Annotated in this window: 15 protein-coding genes, 2 tRNA genes, 3 rRNA genes and 1 pseudogene (1 of these 21 cut by a window edge); 7 read left to right on the forward strand and 14 right to left on the reverse strand. The window is 41.6% G+C overall.

Annotated elements, in window-relative coordinates; all coding sequences use genetic code 11:
* Positions 1-15 precede the first annotated feature (15 nt).
* From GSR62_RS09660 to GSR62_RS07120, 3 genes and pseudogenes are all read right to left on the reverse strand, one after another.
* Positions 16-3,194: pseudogene (locus tag GSR62_RS09660) on the reverse strand (ZmpA/ZmpB/ZmpC family metallo-endopeptidase).
* 63 nt (positions 3,195-3,257) lie between these two features.
* Positions 3,258-4,502: a ZmpA/ZmpB/ZmpC family metallo-endopeptidase-related protein gene (locus tag GSR62_RS07115; RefSeq protein ID WP_083213908.1), complete on the reverse strand. Its 1,245-nt coding sequence runs from the start codon at positions 4,500-4,502 to the stop codon at positions 3,258-3,260.
* Entirely contained in the window at positions 4,433-6,562 is a 2,130-nt protein-coding gene (locus GSR62_RS07120) for a G5 domain-containing protein (RefSeq protein ID WP_066024225.1), read from the reverse strand. Before GSR62_RS07120 ends, GSR62_RS07115 begins: the two co-directional genes overlap by 70 nt.
* 223 nt (positions 6,563-6,785) lie before the next feature.
* Between GSR62_RS07120 and GSR62_RS07125 the strand changes: the two genes are divergently transcribed.
* Positions 6,786-7,586, forward strand: a complete 801-nt coding sequence (locus GSR62_RS07125) for a substrate-binding periplasmic protein (protein ID WP_010689721.1) — start codon at positions 6,786-6,788, stop codon at positions 7,584-7,586.
* A 44-nt stretch (positions 7,587-7,630) separates the two neighbouring features.
* On the opposite strand, the gene GSR62_RS07130 is transcribed toward GSR62_RS07125, so the two are convergent.
* Positions 7,631-8,557 (reverse strand): Ppx/GppA phosphatase family protein, encoded by a 927-nt coding sequence (locus tag GSR62_RS07130; RefSeq protein WP_010689722.1) that lies wholly within the window; start codon positions 8,555-8,557, stop codon positions 7,631-7,633.
* Between the two features lie 112 nt (positions 8,558-8,669).
* Complete coding sequence (gene trpS / locus GSR62_RS07135; RefSeq protein WP_066024224.1) at positions 8,670-9,686, reverse strand: tryptophan--tRNA ligase; 1,017 nt, start codon at positions 9,684-9,686, stop codon at positions 8,670-8,672.
* 406 nt (positions 9,687-10,092) lie between these two features.
* Here trpS and GSR62_RS07140 point away from each other — a divergent pair, with 406 nt between their 5' ends.
* The 3 genes from GSR62_RS07140 to GSR62_RS07150 all read left to right on the forward strand — a co-directional run bounded on the left by GSR62_RS07140 (position 10,093) and on the right by GSR62_RS07150 (position 12,314).
* Complete coding sequence (locus GSR62_RS07140) at positions 10,093-11,139, forward strand: cation diffusion facilitator family transporter (RefSeq protein WP_035447589.1); 1,047 nt, start codon at positions 10,093-10,095, stop codon at positions 11,137-11,139.
* 43 nt (positions 11,140-11,182) lie between these two features.
* Positions 11,183-11,701: a peptide-methionine (S)-S-oxide reductase MsrA gene (gene msrA, locus GSR62_RS07145; protein WP_010689727.1), complete on the forward strand. Its 519-nt coding sequence runs from the start codon at positions 11,183-11,185 to the stop codon at positions 11,699-11,701.
* 145 nt (positions 11,702-11,846) lie between these two features.
* Positions 11,847-12,314, forward strand: a complete 468-nt coding sequence (locus GSR62_RS07150; RefSeq protein ID WP_010689728.1) for an MFS transporter — start codon at positions 11,847-11,849, stop codon at positions 12,312-12,314.
* Positions 12,315-12,363: 49 nt separating this feature from the next.
* Here GSR62_RS07150 and GSR62_RS07155 read toward each other — a convergent pair whose 3' ends face one another.
* The 4 genes from GSR62_RS07155 to GSR62_RS09555 all read right to left on the reverse strand — a co-directional run bounded on the left by GSR62_RS07155 (position 12,364) and on the right by GSR62_RS09555 (position 15,303).
* Complete coding sequence (locus GSR62_RS07155) at positions 12,364-13,566, reverse strand: ABC transporter permease (protein WP_066024223.1); 1,203 nt, start codon at positions 13,564-13,566, stop codon at positions 12,364-12,366.
* Positions 13,566-14,261, reverse strand: coding sequence for an ABC transporter ATP-binding protein (locus tag GSR62_RS07160; RefSeq protein WP_035447634.1), 696 nt, complete (start codon positions 14,259-14,261; stop codon positions 13,566-13,568). Before GSR62_RS07160 ends, GSR62_RS07155 begins: the two co-directional genes overlap by 1 nt.
* A complete protein-coding gene (locus tag GSR62_RS09550) occupies positions 14,254-14,877 on the reverse strand; it encodes an efflux RND transporter periplasmic adaptor subunit (protein ID WP_225362247.1) in 624 nt (207 codons plus the stop codon). Before GSR62_RS09550 ends, GSR62_RS07160 begins: the two co-directional genes overlap by 8 nt.
* A gap of 69 nt (positions 14,878-14,946) precedes the next feature.
* Positions 14,947-15,303 (reverse strand): efflux RND transporter periplasmic adaptor subunit, encoded by a 357-nt coding sequence (locus GSR62_RS09555; RefSeq protein ID WP_225362246.1) that lies wholly within the window; start codon positions 15,301-15,303, stop codon positions 14,947-14,949.
* 229 nt (positions 15,304-15,532) lie between these two features.
* Here GSR62_RS09555 and helD point away from each other — a divergent pair, with 229 nt between their 5' ends.
* From helD to GSR62_RS07180, 3 genes are all read left to right on the forward strand, one after another.
* Positions 15,533-17,806 (forward strand): RNA polymerase recycling motor HelD, encoded by a 2,274-nt coding sequence (gene helD, locus GSR62_RS07170; protein ID WP_066024222.1) that lies wholly within the window; start codon positions 15,533-15,535, stop codon positions 17,804-17,806.
* 79 nt (positions 17,807-17,885) lie between these two features.
* Positions 17,886-17,958, forward strand: a tRNA-Thr gene (locus tag GSR62_RS07175).
* Positions 17,959-18,091: 133 nt separating this feature from the next.
* A complete protein-coding gene (locus GSR62_RS07180; protein WP_066024221.1) occupies positions 18,092-18,685 on the forward strand; it encodes a sigma-70 family RNA polymerase sigma factor in 594 nt (197 codons plus the stop codon).
* An 87-nt stretch (positions 18,686-18,772) separates the two neighbouring features.
* On the opposite strand, the gene GSR62_RS07185 is transcribed toward GSR62_RS07180, so the two are convergent.
* The 5 genes from GSR62_RS07185 to GSR62_RS07205 all read right to left on the reverse strand — a co-directional run.
* The gene (locus tag GSR62_RS07185; RefSeq protein WP_066024220.1) at positions 18,773-20,827 is read right to left on the reverse strand and encodes a Cna B-type domain-containing protein; all 2,055 of its coding nucleotides are present in this window, start codon (positions 20,825-20,827) and stop codon (positions 18,773-18,775) included.
* A gap of 494 nt (positions 20,828-21,321) precedes the next feature.
* Positions 21,322-21,438, reverse strand: a 5S ribosomal RNA gene (gene rrf, locus GSR62_RS07190).
* A 3-nt stretch (positions 21,439-21,441) separates the two neighbouring features.
* Positions 21,442-21,513 (reverse strand) — tRNA-Gly (locus GSR62_RS07195).
* Between the two features lie 6 nt (positions 21,514-21,519).
* A 5S ribosomal RNA gene (rrf, locus tag GSR62_RS07200) occupies positions 21,520-21,636 on the reverse strand.
* 71 nt (positions 21,637-21,707) lie between these two features.
* Positions 21,708-21,730, reverse strand: a 23S ribosomal RNA gene (locus GSR62_RS07205); it runs 2,894 nt beyond the window's last position.

The raw sequence follows: 21,730 nt of genomic DNA on the forward strand, positions 1-21,730 counted from the left end.
CCCTTTATTTAATTATCAGTTAAAGATCGATTCTTTAAAACTCGCAGTCAATGTATTATATTGCGCCATGACTGCAGCCTTGAGCGCATCCACGTTGACTGCTTTTTTCTTGGATTGGAGCAACTTCGCATCTGCTAATGTAGCTTGGTCCATCAAAGTTTGGAGCTCAGCATATGACGTGATCGTCACTTGTTTTTGGTTATACGTGATCGTGATCGGTCTTAAGCTATCTTTTTTGGCGATCCGTTCATTAAACATTGCCTTTTTAAATTCAGCATAGTTTGCATATTGATCACCCCAGATCTTTTCAAAGATATAAGCATCCGAAAGCTCTCTGTTATCCGCTTTAGCCTGTTTTTGATATTGATTAGAGACATAAGGGATAAAGCCATTTTCCCAACCTTTAGCCGCTAAAAGTTCAAAAGCTGTCTTTCTAAATAGCAATCCCCCTACGCTTCCAGCATCATTTTGCAAGCCCGCATAGATCGGCGCATACATTGAGACTGTAGCATAAATGTTTTTACCATACTTACCACCACTATAGTTCTGAGCCACGACAATATTATTGTCGATCAAACTTTCCCAGCTCGTCAATTTTTGGGCTAGTTCTTCACTTAACGCAGTATCACTCACAATATCTTGTGCAGTTTTAGCATTATAAGTTATCGTTCTTAGATACTGTCGCTTAAGCTCGCTGTTTAGCCCAATTATCGCTTGAGCCTCAGCATGATCTAAAAGATATGTCACATCAAAGACTCCATGCATATATCGCTCTAGATCAGCGCTAGTTTGGATGTCAGTAAAACTCTTGTTCTGTGTCTGTCCCGTTCGATCTGTCCAATCAACCGCTAGATTCAAGGCATAGTTAGCTTACGTTGGAGACCAAGGACCTTCTAATAATCCCTGAGCAAATGTTTCTGCTCCGATATCTCCACGCCGTCCATGACCATTAAAGTAGATCGCACCATCAAAATTATGGGTCATCTCATGCGTTGCGACTGCGACTCCATAGTCACTGAGCTGTCCATCTACAACAAAATGCACTAAACTCCCAGTTGCATAGGCTCCAGTACCATTTGCTCCGTACAGCTTACCGATCGGGGCAAAGAATTCATAGACCCCTGTGACCGATTTATCCAATTTATTGACCCAGCGATTCTGATAAATTCCAGGCTGTTTAGTATCAATGATCCAATAACCATCCCACATCGGAATGTCGCGCGTCAATAATTGGCTTTTACATTTTCGGATACGATCCGATACCAAGTATCATAGTAATTTGCCATGATCTGGGCATACTTAGCGACTTTCTGGTCGACTTGATCTTGCATTGCGCGATATTTATCTGGTTCTTTCTTCAATGCTTCATCGATATAACGTTCATAGATCCCAAAAGAGATCGTTGACATCGTCGTAAAGATAAACATATTTCGCTCACTTAAATTGAGCACTGGAAGTAAATAGTTACGATATTCAGCGCGATTTTTGCCTTTCATCCGTTCATAGACCCGAACTTCAGCATCCGGTACTTCCTTTGAAGCTGCCTCATAGACATACGCTTTAGTCGCTGTTTTGAACCACGTATTGTCATCTAACTGTGGAGCAAACAAACGACGATTATGGTCTAAATATGCAACGACATCTTGATCACCTGTCAGTGGGCTAAAGAGTGCTGTATATGTCGCATAGTTATTTTTGACCGCTAATTTGGTTCCCCCTAGCTTAGAAAAGTCACTCAGCCATGACAAAATATCTACTTTCTTACCGTAAAAATCTGGGTAGTAAGCTGAGATCGCATGCAGATCTAGCTCACCGTAATTGATATGATATAGTCGCTCTAGATAAGCCAAGGCTAGTGTCAATTCTAATTTTTTAGCTTCTAACTTCTGCTTGAGATCGGCCCGGATCACTGCAGAAGTTAGATCAACGACAGCCATTGAGGTCGTCAAAGAACTCAATTGTGCTTTGATATCTTTTTTGACTTTGGCAAATGCCCCTTGGAGATACAACTCATTTAGCTGTCCGATCCGTACTTGTTCTACCGCCTCGGCTTCGATCGCAGCTGTTTTTTCAGCCGTCAACACTTCATCTGGATGTACTTTTCGATAATTTTCAAGTGCCGTATTTTTAGCCTTTTTCAAACTATCTTCTGATGGCTGTAACGCTAAACTTGCTGTTGTTTCTGAAGAATAGTAGTTCAATGAGCGGTAAGCAGCAACGACTTCTGTGAGTAATTCCTCCCATGCTCCCCCCAATTGATATGGCGTATAGAGCAGTCCATTAGCGAACTGATACTCACTGATATTGGTTTGTTTATACTCACCTAAGGACTCAAGCGCTACTTGGGTCACCGTTTCATCAGCAAAATGGAGCAACAAGCTCGTCAACTGCCCCGGCTCTCCGACCGAATCGCCCACGACTTTGCCCGCTTTCATTGGTACAACTGCCGTCAATGCTGTCGTATAAAGTTTATCGCTTGGCAAGACTTTATTTCCGTATTTCAAAATAGTATACCGATCATAGAATGGAAGTAACTTTTCCATATTTCTATAAGCTAATTCACGCTCGGCTTGATAATTTGGTAATTGTGAATAATCGATCGTTTGAGTTCCGGCAGCACCTTTCCATATTGGAGCCGTGACTTGCCATTTTTGAAGCATTTCTTTGGCAACTGCTTCAGTGATCGCAGTCGGATAATCATTAGCTAGACCGCTTGCGACCTCAGAAACATAGTAAGCCTTTTGATGCGGTGGCCTTTTGAAATCAACATCACCGTGGAAAATATAACCATTTTCCAACTTGACTGCACTTATCGCTTCAACGACCCGCCCGTTTGTCCAGGCACTACCGACCAAACCACCAGCACGTTTTGCCAAGCCATCATTTTTTATCGTCCCAGTAGCATAACTCTTTTCGACCGAGCCACTTGCCAAACGTCCGACTAAGCCCCCAACATTATCATTGGTATCATGGACCTTAGCTGTCAGATAGACATCGGCAAAGCTACGTGCGATCTTAGAATTTTCAGCATAGCCGACTAAGCCTCCACCTTGATCATAAGCATTGCCTGTCAGGGTGATCGTACCAGTAAATGATGACCGTGAGATCTGCGTGTTATTTTTGATCCGCGCTGCTAGCCTACCTGTCGTTTGCGTCGAACGAATATCACCTTTTATATTGACACCACTGATCAAAGCTCCATCTAAGCCACGAGCTAAACTACCAGTATCAGCAACATTATCAGTGATCTCAACATTTTAAAATGTGATATTATCTATCGTGGCACCCCTGACCACATTAAACAGCGGTTTATTCAAATTGTAGATCGTATAGGCATTATCAGCCTTACTGCGCAAAGTCCCGCTAAATGTTTCAGTGATATAACTAGCATCTGTATCGGCAAGACCAAGCGCATCCAGATCAGCTGCAAGTATGAAGTCACCCGTTGGATCAGCTTTTATTGCCTTGAGCAACTCGGCAAAATTGGTATATTCATTTGAAACTTCTGTCTTATCGATCAAAAAAGTATGTCCCGCAGAAAAATCACGTTTATCAGCTTGATATGTCACCAATTCTGGCGTTGCGATCGTAGCTTGATACTTAGTTTTGCCCCCGAGCTCGACCTCCTCAAATGAAGCGATCGGCAAATACCAATCTTTTTGTTGAGCCGAAACGATCTTAGCAACATATTTATTAGGATCAGTTGGTAATTCAGCTAAACTAGAGACTAACTCTAGACCACCATTTGCGCCTAATTGATATAAGCCGATATTATTGAAATTTTTTAGCTCAACTTTTTTAGGGGTCAATTCCACCGTGATCGGTTTTAAATTCTCTGTCTGATCACCTTGGCCAATATCATAAGTGTATTCTGTTTCGAGTCGATAATTCGTATTGTAAGCCAGATCAGCAAAAGTCGTCGTTAAAGTAGCCAGATCAACTAATTTTTCAGTTACTTTTTCGTTATCCTTGTACAAACTTACTTTTATAGCCCGCAATTTCTTATCAGGATCAGTTACAGTGTAGCTAACGGTAGCTGTTTTATTATCAACAGCTTCGTCTGCGCTAGTGAGCTCGACTAACGGTTTAGCATATAACTTAGTTCCTTGAGCAACGACCTCATTTACTGGGGCTTTGGTGATTTTACTACTCTTTTCTACACGGGCGAGTTCTTTTCCTTCGGCATCGCGTGTCACTTCATATATGATCGTGCGCTCGCCTGCTTGACCTGCCGTTTTGACGACGGTGGTTCCAATAAAAAGTTCGGGATCATTTTGAAGCTCACTCGTATATGGGATCTCTTCCAACACGACTTCTTCTGTCACCGTTGTTTTGGGTTTAGTCCCACGTACAACCACTTCAGTCACTGGGGCTTTCGTTATGGTATTGCTTTTTTCTACGCGGCTTAGTTCTTTTCCTTCAGCATCACGTGTCACTTCATACACGATTGTACGCTCGCCTGCTTGGCCTGCTGTCCGTACGCTGGTCGTGCCTTCAAGCATGGATCATTTTGAAACTCACTCGTATATGGGATCTCTTCCAACACAACTTCTTCTGTCACTGTTGTTTTGGGCTTGGTACCACGTACGACCACTTCCGTTACGGGCGCTTTCGTTATGGTATTGCTTTTTTCTACGCGGCTTAGTTCTTTTCCTTCAGCATCACGTGTCACTTCATACACGATCGTGCGCTCGCCTGCTTGGCCTGCTGTCCGTACGCTGGTCGTGCCTTCAAGCAATTCTGGATTATTTTGAAGCTCACTCGTATATGGGATCTCTTCCAACACAACTTCTTCTGTCACTGTTGTTTTTGGCTTAGTTCCACGTGCGATCACTTCGGTTACTGGGGCTTTCGTTATGGTATTGCTTTTTTCTACGCGGCTTAGTTCTTTTCCTTCAGCATCACGTGTTACTTCATACACGATCGTGCGCTCGCCTGTTTGGCCTGCTGTCCGTACGCTAGTTGTGCCTTTAAGCAATTCTGGATCATTTTGGATCTCACTCGTATATGGGATCTCTTCCAACACGACTTCTTCTGTCACTGTTGTTTTTGGCTTAGTACCACGTACGACCACTTCCGTTACGGGCGCTTTTGTTATCGTGTTGCTCTTTTCTACGCGGCTTAGTTCTTTACCAGTGGCATCACGCGTTACTTCATACACGATCGTGCGCTCGCCCGCTTGACCTGCTGTCCGTACGCTTGTTGTGCCTTCCAGTAATTCTGGATCATCTACATATTGCGTTTCATATCCTACTGGCTCGGTCTTCATTTCTTCGCTCACCGTTACTTTTGGCTCTTCAGGAACTTCGACTTTTGTGCCACGTGCGATCACTTCGGTTACGGGCGCCTTCGTTATCGTGTTACTCTTTTCTACGCGATTCAGTTCTTTTCCTTCAGCATCACGCGTCACTTCATACACGATCGTGCGCTTGCCCGCTTGACCTGCTGTCTGTACGCTTGTTGTGCCTTCCAGTAATTCTGGATCATCTACATACTGCGTTTCATATCCTACTGGCTCGGTCTTCATTTCTTCGCTCACCGTTACTTTTGGCTCTTCAGGAACTTCGACTTTTGTGCCACGTGCGATCACTTCGGTTACGGGCGCCTTCGTTATCATGTTACTCTTTTCTACGCGATTCAGTTCTTTTCCTTCAGCATCACGCGTTACTTCATACACGATCGTGCGCTCGCCTGCTTGGCCTGGCGTCCGTACGTTTGTTGTACCTTCAAGCAATTCTGGATCATCTACATATTGCGTCTCATATCCTACTGGCTCGACTTTGGTTTCTTCAACCACAGTTGGGATCGATCCTTCTTGAATTTCTGGTTTAGTCACTTCAATTGCTGCTGAGCCAGTATTCGGTGTTTTATCACTATTGGGAACTACTTTTTCTGTAACTGGTCGTGTAGTCGGTACTGACTCTCCAGGGTGCTTGATATCACTAACTAAAATATAACCAATATATTGATAGCCAGCATGTTGAGTCGATATTTCTGGTGAATTTTCATCTTCCGCTACTAAGCAAGCTCGATCATAACTGCTTAGCTCGGCAAAATTTGGACTAGCACTAGCCACTGAACTTCCTACTCCTACAACCGTCGAAGCCACAATGATAGCTGTCAAAAAGCGATATTTACGTGCTCGTTTTGGCAGTACTCCTAGCCCCATGATCAGTGCTGTAGCTCCAAACAACCCTAATTCCCAAGGCATTTCAAGTTCGCCCGTTTGTGGTAAATTCTGCGTTGCCACCGGGCGATAAACTAGATAATAGACTTGGTCACTACCAACTTTAGTCTTAGGTGGACTATCATAAATAACTTTTGCCCTTTGTTCTGAAGTTAAACTATTCTCAGTTACATGCTGGAATTTGATCTGATACTGTTCTTTTTTCTTTGTTCCGATATGAGTACCAGCTATCTCATCCCCTTGGATAACTGCGGGAGTCCCGAAAACAAACATTGTCCCAACTAAAACAGAAAATACTCCCTGTGAGAATTTTCTGATCGCAAATCGCTGTTTTTGTTCCCCCATCTGCCACTTCGAGCGGTTTGACTTAGCCATAATTTTCTCCCTTCACAATTCACACCATAAATTGCTACAAAACTTAAGTTAAAATAATTAAATTTTTCTAAAATTCTTCCATCCTGCTGTTAAATTACCATATATCAGAATGTTTCAGCGAGTTTTTGAGCCAGCTTTACCTTAATATGTTTTAGACGCTGCCATTCTGTTATAATATTAAGCATGAACACTAGGAATTTTTAAAAAACATGAGGTGACACCGATGTCAAAGCAAAAAAAATTCTATCTCCTGCTGCTTAGTACTTTTTTAGGTTTATTTTGTTTAAACTTTAAGTCAACTACAGTAGCTGCTCGTACTTCTTTTACCATGGGGATCTTAGAAAATGATAAGCCATATAGCTACAAAAATGGGCAAAACTGGCATGGCTTTTCTATCGAATTAGCCCATCAATTAGAAGAAGTGACCGACACTAAGATAAACTTCCAAGCGTATTCGAGCCAAGAAAAAATGCAAACGGCTTTAAAAAACGGGCAGATCGACTTCATCTTGGGTGATAAAGCTAATTTTTCTAAGAGTTATCAAAGTACCAAAGCTTTCCTCTATCCCAAAAATGTCCTCTTTACCCGCCAAGATGCTAAAACAAAAAAACTCGATAAAATGTTGCATAAAAAAGTGGGGCTGCTAGAAAGTGGCCAACAACAAGCTCTCCTAAAAGAGCTCGATTTAAAGCCCGTCGTCTTCGCTGATCCAGCAGAACTGCTGGCAGCCCTTGAAAAATCACAAATATCAGCGGGCATCCTAAACGACTACAACTACTATGCTCTCTTAAAAGCTGAGCCCACATTAGCTAAGGCTCCGGTCAAGGCGACTAAGGCCGAAGAAAATGCTGTTTTACACCGCATTTCAGATCCAAACGTCTTAGCATCATCTTTGAGTTTGATCACCCACAATCATCCCAAGATAAATGAAACTTTAACAAAAGGCATCGACGAGTTGCGCTCTACCGAAAAGATCGCTGAGCTCTCGCAAAAATATTTCACCAAGGATCTGACCTTAAATTAAAAAAGCGATCCACTGCCATGAATTTCATAATAGTGGATCGTTTTTTATTTTTGTAACATTGAGTACAAGACACCTTCACGTACGCCACTTTCTGAAAAGATGACTTCAGAGATCTGTAAGTATTCCAATAAAAAGGCAACTGGCGTCAGGCCACCTATGATGATATCTGCTCGAGGCGCCTCACTTCCCAAAACAGCTTTTCTTTGCATCATATCTTTACCGAGCCAATCGGTATATGTCTCTAAAAACATATACGCAGATAATTTCAACCCATGGATCTGATCAAGTTCATCTTTACCTGACCGCAATAACTCTTGGCGAGCAACGGTGCGGTTGGCGCCACCTAGTAAGACTAGTGGTAAGCCTTCCCCTTCCTTTAACCAAGGAAGCTGATGGAACTTATAATTTAAAAAGCGGGCAAAAGAAAAAAGGTCGCGAGCACTGATCTTATCAGTCGCATGAAATTTCTCAGTCAAACTGACCGCCCCATAAGGAATGCTGATATAATTCACAGCTTTTCGATCTTTAACTACAACTAGTTCAAAGCTACCGCCACCCATATCACAGATCACACAATCTTTGACAGTCAAAGTATTGACCACTGCTAAATAATCATAGTAGGCTTCTGAACTTCCTGAGAGCACTTCAACATCAACATCAGTAACTTCTTTGACTTGTTGTAAAAATTCATTTTGGTTTTGCGCCTCACGCACGGCAGCTGTGGCGATCCCGCGAACTGACACGTTAGGCAGATCGCGATAAAGTTTTTTAAATTTCAACAATGCAGCTAAGGTCCGCTGAATAGCCTGAGGTTGCAAGATCTTTTGACCATCGCTTTGCCCCATTCCTTCGACTAAACGCGTCATCTCTTTGGCTCGTTTGATCTCTTTGAAACTACCATCAGGCGCGATCTGCGTGATCGACATGCGCGTCGAATTAGACCCAAAATCAAGCATCACTAAATTTTTCAAATTCCACACCTCGACTTATTTAAGTACCTTTATCTTATCACATTTTTCTCAGAAATCATTAATATAAATGTCGTTTCCACAAAAAAAGACTGACATCTGCCAGTCTTTTATATTAATCAAAATAGTTGACGCCAATAGCAGCCCGTACTTCAGCTAAAGTTTGTTCTGCTACCGCATTTGCTTTTTGACTACCTTCTTTTAGCATTGTGTAAACACTAGGGATATCCTTAGCAAATTCTTCTCGGCGTTGTCTGATCGGTCCTAATTGAGCTTCAAGCACTTCGTTTAAGTAACGCTTGATCTTCACATCCCCAAGGCCACCAGCTTGGTAGTGTTCTTTTAATTCAGCCACTTTTTGTTTGTCGGGATCAAAGATATCCAAATACGTAAAGACCATGTTGCCTTCGATCTGACCAGGATCTTCAATGTGGATATGGTTAGGATCGGTATACATTGACATTACTTTTTTGCGTAAAGTATCGGCATCATCGGCTAAGTAGATCGCATTGCCTAAAGATTTACTCATCTTCGCATTGCCATCAAGCCCTGGCAAACGACCAGATCCTTTAGGTGGAAAGACACCCTGTGGTTCGACTAAAACTTCTTTGCCATAGATCGAGTTAAAACTACGTACGATCTCACGCGTTTGTTCCAACATTGGTTCTTGGTCATCACCTACTGGGACCAAATTAGCCTTAAACGCAGTAATATCAGCTGCTTGACTCACAGGATAAGTGAAAAAGCCAGCTGGGAGCGAACGTTCAAAATTCTTTTGGGCGATCTCAGTCTTGACAGTCGGATTGCGTTCTAAACGTGAAACAGTAACTAAATTCAAATAATATAGATTTAGTTCTGCTAAAGCCGGGATCTGTGATTGCACAAAGATCGTTGATTTAGTGGGGTCGATCCCCACAGCCAAATAATCCAACGCAACTTCGATCAATGAATTTTTGATCTTTTCTGGATCGCGGGCATTATCCGTCAATGCCTGTTGATCAGCGATCATGATAAAGGTGTCATATTTACCCGTATTTTGCATTTCGACCCGATTTTTTAACGAACCGATATAGTGTCCGATGTGCAATTTACCTGTGGGACGATCACCAGTCAAAATAATATCTTTTGCCATAATATTTTCCTTCCCTAACTTGAGCGTTTAAACAGGTCAGATACTAAAAAAACGCCCTAATACCATAAAGATATTAGGACGAGTTACCGTGGTGCCACCTAACTTGCAAAATGCCGCTCAATTACTTATCTAGTTGTCTTCTCGCGGCATCCAATTCATAAAGTCGTGCATCTTCTCAGCTAATCGATGCCTCTCTGTTAGGTGACTCACTACTATTTACCGTTCAGCGAAGTTTAACTTTATTGTAGTTGATGTTAGTGTCGCTGTAAAGTAGTAAATTTTCGTAACATGTGACCTCATTTTAAATATATCAATTTTTCACCTTAAGTAAAACTAATAGCTACCAGCAGGTTCCCATCTGTATTATAATGTAGGTAAAAATTTCGGAAAAAGAGGTGAGCTGATCATGCGTGATGTTAATAAACATCTTAAGCGCGAATATGAAGACTGGGAAAAAGTTCAAGCCAAAGAATTGACTAAACTAAATGCAGCTATGCGCCATTTATCACTCAATGTCTTTGCCTATCTTTTGATCTCGATCATCGAATGGATCTTAGCCTCGATGAGTCACTCACAAACTTTACGGGCGGATGCATTCAACAACTTATCCGGGATCATTTCGACTTCACTATTGATGATCGGGATCCACATTGCCCGTGACATCGATGATGATGACATTGCCGGGGTCGTTCCCTTGCCTAAACTTTCTTTGCACAAAACTGGAAATGATCAACGGATCCAATTTACCCGCTTTCGCTATGAGACGATCTTTACCCTCGTCACAGGGATCGTAATGATCGCTATCTCATTGAGCGTTATTTTCCAGGGGATATCCGGGCTATTTTCACCTGATAAACGAGTCGTACCGCAGCCGATTGCTTTAGTCGGAGCTGGGATCGCTAGTGTTATCATGTTACTTGTCTGGTATAATAATAAAAAATGGGGGCATCGCTTACAAAATGCCTCATTGATTGCCTCAGCTCAAGATAGTTTGAGCGATGCCTTGACGAGTTTAGGCACACTGATCTCGATCGCTGGTGCTCTCCTATTTAAGATCAATTGGCTTGATGGTGCAGCCAGTATTCTAGTCGGTTGTTTTATCTTATATTCCGGCGCACGGATCTTCATGGAGAGCAGTTTGAATCTCGCCGATTACTTTGATCCTAAGGCAGAAAATACCTTCCGTATGGCGATCAAAAGTATCAAAGGTGTCACCGAAGTCGATGAATTGAAAGCCCACTACAATGGTAATCTAGTTACCGTTGATGTTGTGATCATCGTCAATGCTAACATGAATGTCTTAGAGAGCTATCACTTAGCCGAATACATCGAAGACATGATGCGCCGTAAATTTGGGGTGATCGATACCGATGTTTCATTTATCCCTGATACAAACACGATCACTGCTAAAACTACCAAAAATCTAACCCCAAGAAAAAGACGTCCTAAATAAGGTAACTCTAGGACGTATATCTATAGAAAGTTGAGGTCTTATTATGCAAACAGAAACAGCAATTTTTGCCGGTGGATGCTTCTGGTGTATGGTCAAACCATTCGATACCTATCCAGGCATCAAAAAAGTTATTTCCGGTTATACAGGTGGACATACCATTGATCCGACCTATGAAGAAGTCAAAACCCAAACAACAGGCCATACCGAAGCCGTTTTGATCGAATTTGATCCAAGCGTAGTTTCATATGAACAACTGGTTGAGATCTATTGGAATCAAACTGACCCAACTGATGCGATGGGACAGTTCCAAGATCGCGGTGATAGCTACCGTCCCGTTATCTTCGTCAAAGACGACACCCAGCGTGAGATCGCCGAAAGATCACGAACAGCGCTAGCAAATAGTGGACGGTTCGACAAGCCGATCGTGACCCAGATCGAAGATGCTAAACCTTTTTATCCCGCTGAAGAATATCATCAAGATTTTTACAAAAAAGATCCAGCACGCTTTGAGTTAGAAGAAGCTGGTGGTCGCCAAGCTTTTATCGAAAAATATTGGAAATGACTAGATCCGAGTTTACCTATTGGGTAGACTCGGATTTTTTATTAAAGATTTTTTATCTTTTTCACTAAAAAATCACTTACGAAGGGCTAACTTACTTTGCTATGATAATCACTGTTTTCGCTTTATAAGAGAAAGGATCGATCAATTGGAAACAACAAGTAAACAAGCACGTGTCCAGGTAGAACGCCCCATGCTAGCAATGATCGGCGTTTTAGTCGGGGCTTTTGTGGGGATGTTTTCAGAAACTTCTTTAAACATTGCTTTGCCCCAACTCATTCGTGCCTTAAATATTTCAACCGCTAGTGCTCAATGGCTCGTCACAGGCTATATGTTAGTGATCGGGATCGTTTTGCCCTTTTCAAGCTTATTGACTAAATGGTTTTCTACCCGTCAATTAGTGATCTTTGGATTGAGTGATTTTCTTTTAGGTGCTATTATTTCAGCCCTTGCTGCTTTAGCTACTTTACTTTTGACTTTCGGTGAAAATATCGATCCAAGTGCTAAAGCAGCTACAGCCTTTACGACTGGGGTCCATTATGGGATCTACTTTACCATTGCATTAATTATTTTAGGTTTAATTATTTCACTTGGTTTGCGTAAAAAAGAAAAATAACCACAAAAAGTGGAGCGCCCAACATTTCTAAAGGAGCCCCACTTTAGTTTTACCTTAAAATGTCGATCAAATTCTTATTAGCTGCTTGACGGGCTGGTAAGAGTCCAAAAATGATCCCAACTGCTGTCGAGACCCCAAATGCCAATAAAAATGAATTGAAGGTCACCACAGCTGTGATATCGCCTGGTATAAATTTGGCGATCGCATGCGCAAAAAGCCAGCCAAAGCCAAAACCGATCAAGCCACCACTGACAGTCAACATGATCGCTTCCAGCAGAAACTGGAATAAGATATTGCTTGGTGTGGCTCCGATCGCTAACCTGATCCCGATCTCTTGCGTACGCTCAGAAACTGAGATATACATCATATTCATGACCCCGATCCCAGCGATAAACAACGAGATCCCGGCGATCGCACTGATGAAAAGAGTCAAGGTATCCATCGTCTTAGAAAGTTGTTCTAGCATACTTCCCAGATCCAAGAAAGCATACTCACCTTGATCTTTAGCAGTCGCATTCTTTTTCAAATAATCAACAACTTTATTAGTTACTTTAGAAGCATTTTCTCCCTTGGCGATCGTCAACTTCAAAGTATTTCCCTGTGTCTTACTTATTCCATTAACAAAGTAAACATCTTTAGGGACGATCACATCCCCTGAAGTTGGATCATTTATATCAGCTAACTGATTTTGACGATAGATCCCAGCGATGACATAATTGGTGTTATTGATAAAGACAGGCGTACCGATCGCACTTTTAATATCCTTATATTCACGTTTAGCTAACTCCTTAGTGATCAATACTTGAGGTCTAGCTTGTAAGAAAGTCTGCTGTGTAAAATTCTTACCTTCTACGATCAATGAATCAGCGATCGGCTTAGTCGTTACGCCCAACGAGACCGTTGTATCAGCATCATTGCCAAATTGAGCATAGCTTTGAATACCGGCCTTTTTAGTATCGAGCTGAGCTTTTTGGACTTTGCCCGAGAAGTTTTGTTCGATCGCTAAAATATCATTTTGCTTAAAGCCGACCGCCTTTGGATCAGTCGACATAAACTCGATCGTTGTTGTCTGTTCCCCACTACCAGTTAGCTTAAAATTATTGATCAGCTTCTTTTTGACCCCATTTCCTAGGGCAATGATCGTGATCACCGCTGCGATCCCGATAATGATCCCGATCATCGTCAAAAAACTACGCTTGGGATTGACTTTTAACGATTGCCACGCTGTTTTCAGTAATTCGATAAACTTCATTAGCTTCTCCCCTTTGCCTTATGCTCTGTATCTTCTGTCAAACGTCCATCTAAAATATGTACCAGACGATCAGCTTGAGCTCCCACATTCGGATCATGGGTCACGATAATGATCGTTGTATCGTTATCGTGGTTCAGTTGTTTGAATAAAGCCATGATCTCCTTAGACGTTTCACTGTCTAAAGCACCAGTCGGCTCATCTGCGATCAAAAATTTAGGCTTGGTCACGATAGCCCGGGCGATCGATACTCGCTGTTGCTGGCCCCCTGAAAGATTTTTAGGTAATTGGTCTTCATAGCCTGCCAAACCTACCGCCTTTAAAACTTCACGGACACACTCCTTGATATATGCTCGTTTTTGCCCCGCATATAATAAAGGCAATCCGACATTTTCTGCGATCGAAACATTTTGGATCAACTTGAAGTTTTGAAAGACAAAACCCACATTTTGATTTCGTAAACTAGAAAACTGAGCCCGCGTATATTCATGGATCGGATGTTCATAGTAGAAATAAGTTCCTTCAAATTGGTCATCCAAAAAGCCAATGATATTGATCAAAGTCGATTTCCCCGAACCTGATTGGCCCATGATCGCCAAAAATTCACCTTGAGCGATCGTTAAATTGATATCATGGAGCACATGATAGCTGTTTGGACCTTGAACATATGACTTATTGATATTTTTTAGCTCAATCATTGGTCTCAACTGTTTTTCCATCTTTTAACCCCTTATCTGGATCAACAATGACCCGTTGGCCTTTATTCAATCCACTCTTAACGATAAAACTTCCATTAGATTTTGTTCCAGTAACTGCGACCCGTTTAGCTTTACCAGCTTCCACGACATAGACATGACCAGCTTTGACACTAGACTGTGGAATTTGCACTCCTGTTTGGGTGATCATTACATTGAGTGTTTGACCTGCTATAAATTTCGTACCGTCTAACGGAGCTGTTAATTCATATTTAGAATCGTTGGCCTTACTATTTTGTGCTGGTGTATTGGCTAAATAACCTAAATTGGTCGTTTGCTCATGCTTAGTTGCTAAGGCTATCACCTTGAGCTCCTGACCGACTTTAACTTTCGGATAATCATATTCTGAAAGTTGGGTACTCAACTGGAGATCATCTGAAGATAACGTCACACTTGGTTGCCCAGTTTTATCATATTCAACGGTTACCGTGCCCGCAAGTGGTGCAGTCACAGTTCCATTGACGCGCCCATTAAGTGTATTTAGTTTATTTTGCGTATCGGTCACTTCCCCACGGGCGTCTTCGAGTTGGTTACGTGCAGTCGTTACTTGGGTCTGCATTTCAGTATAACCTTCATCCTCGCGACTCAGTTGAGCTAACTGTCTTTGTGCTTGTTCGACCGCTTGTTGTTATTGATTGACTTGTCGTTGCGCTTTAGCCAAAGCTTGGCGGGCCTCCGTTGCTTGTTCCTCATAGGATTCGCTAAAAGTCGTCATCACCGCTTGACCTTGCTCCACATGGTCGCCATTCTGAACGGTCACACTTTGCGCTTTGCCTGAAGTTGGTGCTAATACTTGAGTTCTAACGGCTTCAACTTTCCCCGAATAAGTCAATGGAGCTGCCTGACTGACCTTGACCGTTGCATATTTCTTATTTTCAGCGGCAGGCGTACTTTTTTTCAATGTACCATAAACTAAGTTTCCCACCATCACTAAGACGACTACCCCCAATAGGATCTGCCACCATTTGAATCTTTTTTGTTTCATAAAAACTCTCCTTAACTATTTTTTACAAGTATACCCAGCAACCAAAAATCTTACAACCAGTTTCATTGTAAATAATTTTGAGCCTGCTAAAAAGCTTTTGAGCATAATTGGTCATTTTTGTCACATATCTGCACTAGATCCATGTTATAATAACCTGATTGCTTCTAAATTTTAGTAATTACTGAATTTAGGAGCTTTTTGCACGTTTCATACAGAAAGGATGATTTGCTTGGACAATGCAAAAAAAGCCGAACAAGCTCATGTTGATCACGTCGAAGAAGAGATCACGCGCCAACTCACGCTAAATGAACAAGAGTATCAAAAAGCTCAACTTGAAACTTCACTGGTCGAAAAAAATTACGGACAAAATGCCAAGATCAATACTTTCGAAGTCGATGATCAAATGGAGACCAATGCCGAAGTTCAACAACAAAAGCAACTGGTCGCCAAAAACTTAGAAAACGAAAAGATCTTAGCCAAACAAGTCAAGACCTTAAAGCAACTCAAAAACTCGCCTTACTTTGGGCGGATCGATATCCTTGATCCAGGTGAAAAAACTCCCGAGACCCTTTATATTGGGACCGCATCCCTTGTAGATGAACACCAAAACTTTTTGATCTATGACTGGCGAGCTCCGATCTCCTCGATCTATTACAATGGGACTTTAGGAAAAGTTACTTACGAAACACCGATGGGCGAATTGGAGACGACCTTACAAAAGAAACGCCAATTTACGATCGTTGAAGGACAGATCAAAAATATGTTTGACACTAATGAAACAGTCGGTGATGAAATGCTCCAACAAGTTTTAGGTGAACATAACGATGAATATATGAAAAATATCGTAGCAACGATCCAAAAAGAACAAAACGATATCATCCGTGATACCAAACATGAATTATTACTAGTTCAAGGGGTGGCGGGCTCAGGAAAGACCTCAGCCATCTTACAACGGATCGCCTTTTTGCTCTATCATAGTCGTGATAAACTCTCAGCCGATCAGATCGTCTTATTTTCACCTAATTTGCTCTTCAGTCACTATATCTCTGAAGTTTTGCCAAGTTTAGGCGAGCGTAATATGCGTCAAGTAACACTAGCTGAATTTTTAGCGCAACGTTTCCAAGGCTTAAAGGTCGAAACTCTCTTTGATCGCTATGAAAAGCAACGCACCCTTACAACTACCCAAAAAAAGATCCGTGCTAAAAAAGAAGAAGCTAGCTTTATGGAAATAGTCCAAAAATATCTCGAGCACCTAACTCCAGCTGAACTCTGCTTCAGTGACATCACTTTAGATGGTGGACAAGTCTTCTTCTCCAAAGCAGAGATCACCGAGATCTACCAAGGGCTCCCCTTGAAGATGAAGCCAGCTCAACGCTTCCATGAGACCAAAAACATCTTGATCAAGCGCCTCAACCGGCGGATAAAGCAAGAAGCCAAAGCCAACTGGGTCTTAGAAAAAATCGATAATTTAGATGACCGTCAATACTATGACTTATTGGGTACTAAGACACGTGGGCGTTTCCAAGCCGTTGATGATGAGATCGATCATTTAGCACGTAAGATCGTTGAACAAAAATTTGCGATCGTCTATGATGCGCTCTATAACGATTATTTCTTAGATATTTATGCGCAATACCAACACTTTTTAGCCCAAACTTTACCTGAAAGTGTCGCTGAATTCAGCGAGCGCCTGGAATTTCATCAGATCGCGTTGGAAGACTGTGCACCACTGCTTTACCTACGCGATCTTTTGACAGGGAGCGGGCAAAATCAAGGGATCGTACATCTTTTTGTCGATGAGATGCAAGACTATACTTTGCCACAACTGATCTATCTTAAACACTGTTTCCCTCAAGCCAAATTGACTCTACTAGGTGATAGTGAACAAGCCCTCTTCAATCCGCTCCAAACACCGCAAGCACTGCTGAATTCACTTAAAAAAAATCTCAAGCCGCGTTCGAGTCACGTAGTTTCGTTAAATACGAGTTATCGTTCGACCGCACAGATCACCGACTTTATGAAGGCTTTATTGCCTGATGGAGCTACGATCAACTCATTTACGCGGGATGGCAAATTACCCCAGATCATCGCTTCACCCGATCAAGCAACTGGACTGATAGCCTTGAACAAAGCCCTACACCAACAGCTTACGACAAATGATACCGTGGCATTGATCACTAAAGACCTTGCGCAAGCCCAAACACTTTACCAACAGCTTCACCGTGAATTTTCGCCAACTCTGATCGGTGATCAAGATCGGGCTTTACCAAAAGGAGTCGTTATCTTGCCGATCTATCTCGCTAAAGGTCTTGAATTTGATGCTGTTATCGCTTATGATATCTCAAAGGAAAACTACCCCCTATCTGACCTGGGGATCTTGTATACGATCTGTTCACGTGCGATGCATGAATTGACCTTGATAACGATCGGTGAACCTTCACCGCTTTTGCGGCAGCTTTCACCTAAGCTATATACACTTAAAACTGAATTAGTGCTTAAGTAGCAAAAATTTTTTAATTTTATTCCTTTTTTGCTTGCACAAAATTACTCAATCATATATACTAATTTATGTATTGAGTGATGCCATTTTAGCTCAGCAGGTAGAGCACCACCATGGTAAGGTGGGGGTCACCGGTTCAAGTCCGGTAAGTGGCTGACGTTAAAGACCCGTAAATTAAAATTTACGGGTCTTTTTTTAATAATTTTTCTTATTTAACTCCAGTGTTGGTGCTTGTCTCGGACTAGCATCTGTTATATTCAAGCTATCAAACATATTGGAGTGATCACAATGGAAAATGATTTAGAACTGACCAATTTATTATTTCAACTAAAAACTTTTGCCGACAGCTTAGCCTTGCAACTATTGGTCAAAAAATACCAGCCAATGATCTTAAGCTTGATCGGTCATTTTCACTTACAATTTTTAGATACTGATGACCTCCTGCAAGAGGCGCGTATCATTTGTTATCAAACAGCTTGTTCCTTTGATCCCACTAAAGCCAACATTACTTTTGGTGCTTACTTTAAACTCAGCCTCTGTAATCACTTTCGTTCGCTCTTGCGGCGTGAAAATGCCCAGAAACGGCTGCTTGAAAAACAGGTCATTTCCCTTGAAGCATTGCTTTATGAAAAAGGCGATGTTTTGCCGATGACGCCCTGTGATCTTGAATTAAGGATCGAACTTGAATTACTTTTGCAGAAGTTGCCGACCTTACTCACCCCTTTGGAATATCAAGTTTTTTGTGCTTATCTTCATTACCAAAAAGCGTCTCTTGTTGCCCAAAAACTCGAGTTAAGTCAAGCCCAGATCAATAATGCTATGCAACGCTACCACCATAAACTAGCCCGCTGGTATCAAAAAAATAGTCAGTCTCCTATTTAGAATAGGACACTAACCATCTGGATTATTTAATTTTTAGTAACAAATGATATATCCTGGGAAGAAATTCATCCCGTGATGGTGTTTACCCTAACAATCTTTTTTAGGTACTTTTGGTTTATGGCAATGTTTCGGATAATTCAATGGTGGACAGTAACGATTGATCAAGGTCACTTGGTTTTCACCTGTGTTTACTTGGTGGGTAAGATACCCTTTGATCTGTGTGACTTCTACAACTTGATATTTGATGGCTTTACCATTTTGTTTTGCTGGCAGATCTTTCCATGTGTATTGCCAGTTGTTCTTAGCGCTAAGTTCAACTTTACCACCGTAGATCTGACCGTTAGCATAAAGCTGTACTTGGACAGATTTAGGACGAGCGCATGCGTAGTTATTGTTGTCTTGCCAGATCTTTTTGACTTCAAACTTAGTTGTCGCTGGTCGATAGCTATTGATCAGATCGTAGCCATTGACCTTTGTTTGGTAGTCTTCGACTGGTTCTTCGGTAATAGCATAATTGATCTTCTTACCTAAATAATATTCAGGAACATTTTTAAAGCTATATTGCCAGTTATCTTTAGCTGTTACGACCTTACTTTGAACTTTGTGACCGTTAGCGATCAAATTGACGACGGTCTTTTCGGGACGTTTACCATCTTGGTTATTTTTATCTTCCCAAGTCTTTTTCCCTGAAATATCGATCATTTTAGCTTTATTGACGACATGTTTGAGTAATGGGGCTCCCATCACGAATTCAGTCGCTTTGATCTTGAGTTTTTCATCAGTAGCTTGATAGCCTTCAGGTGCCTTAGTTTCAACTAAGGTGTAGTTATCACGCAATAAACCTGTGATCTGGGCAGTACCATCAGCACCAGTCGTCACAGTCTGAACACGTTCTCCAGTTGAATCCCGGATCACATCAAAAACAGCGCCAGAAAGTGGTTCACCTAATTGATTTTCTTTATGAACTTTGAGCGTGTAAGTGTGACCCGTTGCATTCCCGCTGGAAGTTTGATAGACAACATTAGCTGTATATTCGATCGGTTCTAAGTTATCAGCCGTCATTTGTGCTTTGTTGCTAAAAGCTTCGCCAGGTACTGGATCATGGGCTACTTCAACTTGATAAACGATCAAATAGCCTTCGCCATTGATATCACCTAAGTCAATGTCAAAGCTTCTTTGATCAACTGCCACATTGACTTTATATTGCGAGGTCACATCAACTTCATTAGCCAAGAAAAAGCCATTACTACTGTTTCCAGTTTGAGTTAATTTCCAATCACCCTTCTTAATCGTAAAGCTACCAGCTTTGTATTTCAAGCCAGCTGAAACCAACGTATCCTTGATCTTAACATTTTGGTAATCTTTCTTACCGCCGTTGACCCGGATCGCATATTGGATCACTTTGCCTTTTCCATCTATAAACCATGTAGACTTAGAAAATGCTTCGGTAGAATCATCATGTCGGTTTTCATAATCGATCTCGCCTAAAGGTTTGACTTGACCATCAACATCAAGTGTCAACATGAGCTTTTTACTTTCTTTAACGACCTTAGTATCAACGCGTAAAGCCAAGGTGAGCGTTCCAGTGATATCGGAATGCTTTTCCACAAAGTCAGTATAGACCATCTTGATCTGCTTGTTAGCTGCATCGATCTTTGCGTGAGCTACAACATTTCCTTGTGTATCCTTGATCTCAAAATTAGTATTGCGTACCGAACGTAACTCAGCTGGCAATTGGATGAGCGAATAATCGCCTTCTTTGACTTGATTATTAGGCAAGGTAAAACCCATTTTTAAGGTCAAGTCAGTGTATTGGTCGATCTTTGTTACTGCTTTTCCATCAGCTGTTAACGACAATTGTTTCACATCAGCAATAACTTTGGTCGGCGCCCGTGGATTGATCTCAGACACCGCTTCTTTTTGGACTACCTGTGTATTTGTTTCAGGTCGAGCAGTATTATCAGCAGATGTTGTTGTTTTCTGCGCTACCTCCTGCTCTTGGGCAGCTTGTTCTTTGGTGGTAACTACACTAGTCGCTTGTTGCTCACTTTGAATGTCATCTGCAACTGCTACTAGTGGTGTCGTAAAGAACGCACCAATGAACGCTAGTAACACCAAGTAAACACTCATTTTTCTTCTCATTTTTATTCCCTCCAAAAATACCCGGAATGTTCAATAAAGTTTTAAATACCTAATATCGGTCATGCACTACCAACAATTAAATGATACCACAAATTTTTAATTTGTGCATAATTATTTTTTAATGTATATTTAACTTAAATACACACATTTACATAAAAGTTATTAATAATAAATACATTTATTTTTATGCTCTATAATTGCTAGTGATATCAATATTTCACAACTTATTCGAACGCAATTGACCAAAAAAGTTCACTGCGAATTTAGGCTAAGTCTTATCCAGCTAATTTTAGTCTTCTACACTACAAAAAGACGATCGCAACTAGCCTCTATGAGCCAGATACGATCATCTTTATGCATTCATATGTATTCCAGTTGCACATAAATAACCTTACTGAAATATTCCCCTTTTTTACCCGACATATGCCTTACAACACTTGAGAAATAGCAGAAAAAAAGCCGCAACCAGTTAAAAACTGATCACGACTTTGGACGCGTAGCAACTTCCTACCCTCGCAAGGGGCGATCCCCTAACTACTATCGGCGTTATAAAGCTTAACTTCTGTGTTCGAAATGGGAACAGGTGTGACCTTTATGCGATCATCACTACACTAAGCGGAAGACGGGATTCGAACCCGCGACCCCCACCATGGCAAGGTGGTGTTCTACCACTGAACTACTTCCGCAAAAACGCGTGGCAACTTCCTACCCTCGCAAGGGGCGATCCCCTAACTACTATCGGCGTTACAAAGCTTAACTTCTGTGTTCGGAATGGGAACAGGTGTAGCCTTTGTGCTATCGCCACCACACTTTTTTGTGAGAACCTTGTTCTCTCAAAACTAGACAATATCTTTATTTCCGAAAACGCTACGTTTTTGACTTGGTTAAGTCCTCGACCGATTA

Origin of the sequence: Ligilactobacillus animalis, assembly GCF_009933595.1 — a bacterium.
Taxonomy (GTDB): domain Bacteria; phylum Bacillota; class Bacilli; order Lactobacillales; family Lactobacillaceae; genus Ligilactobacillus; species Ligilactobacillus animalis.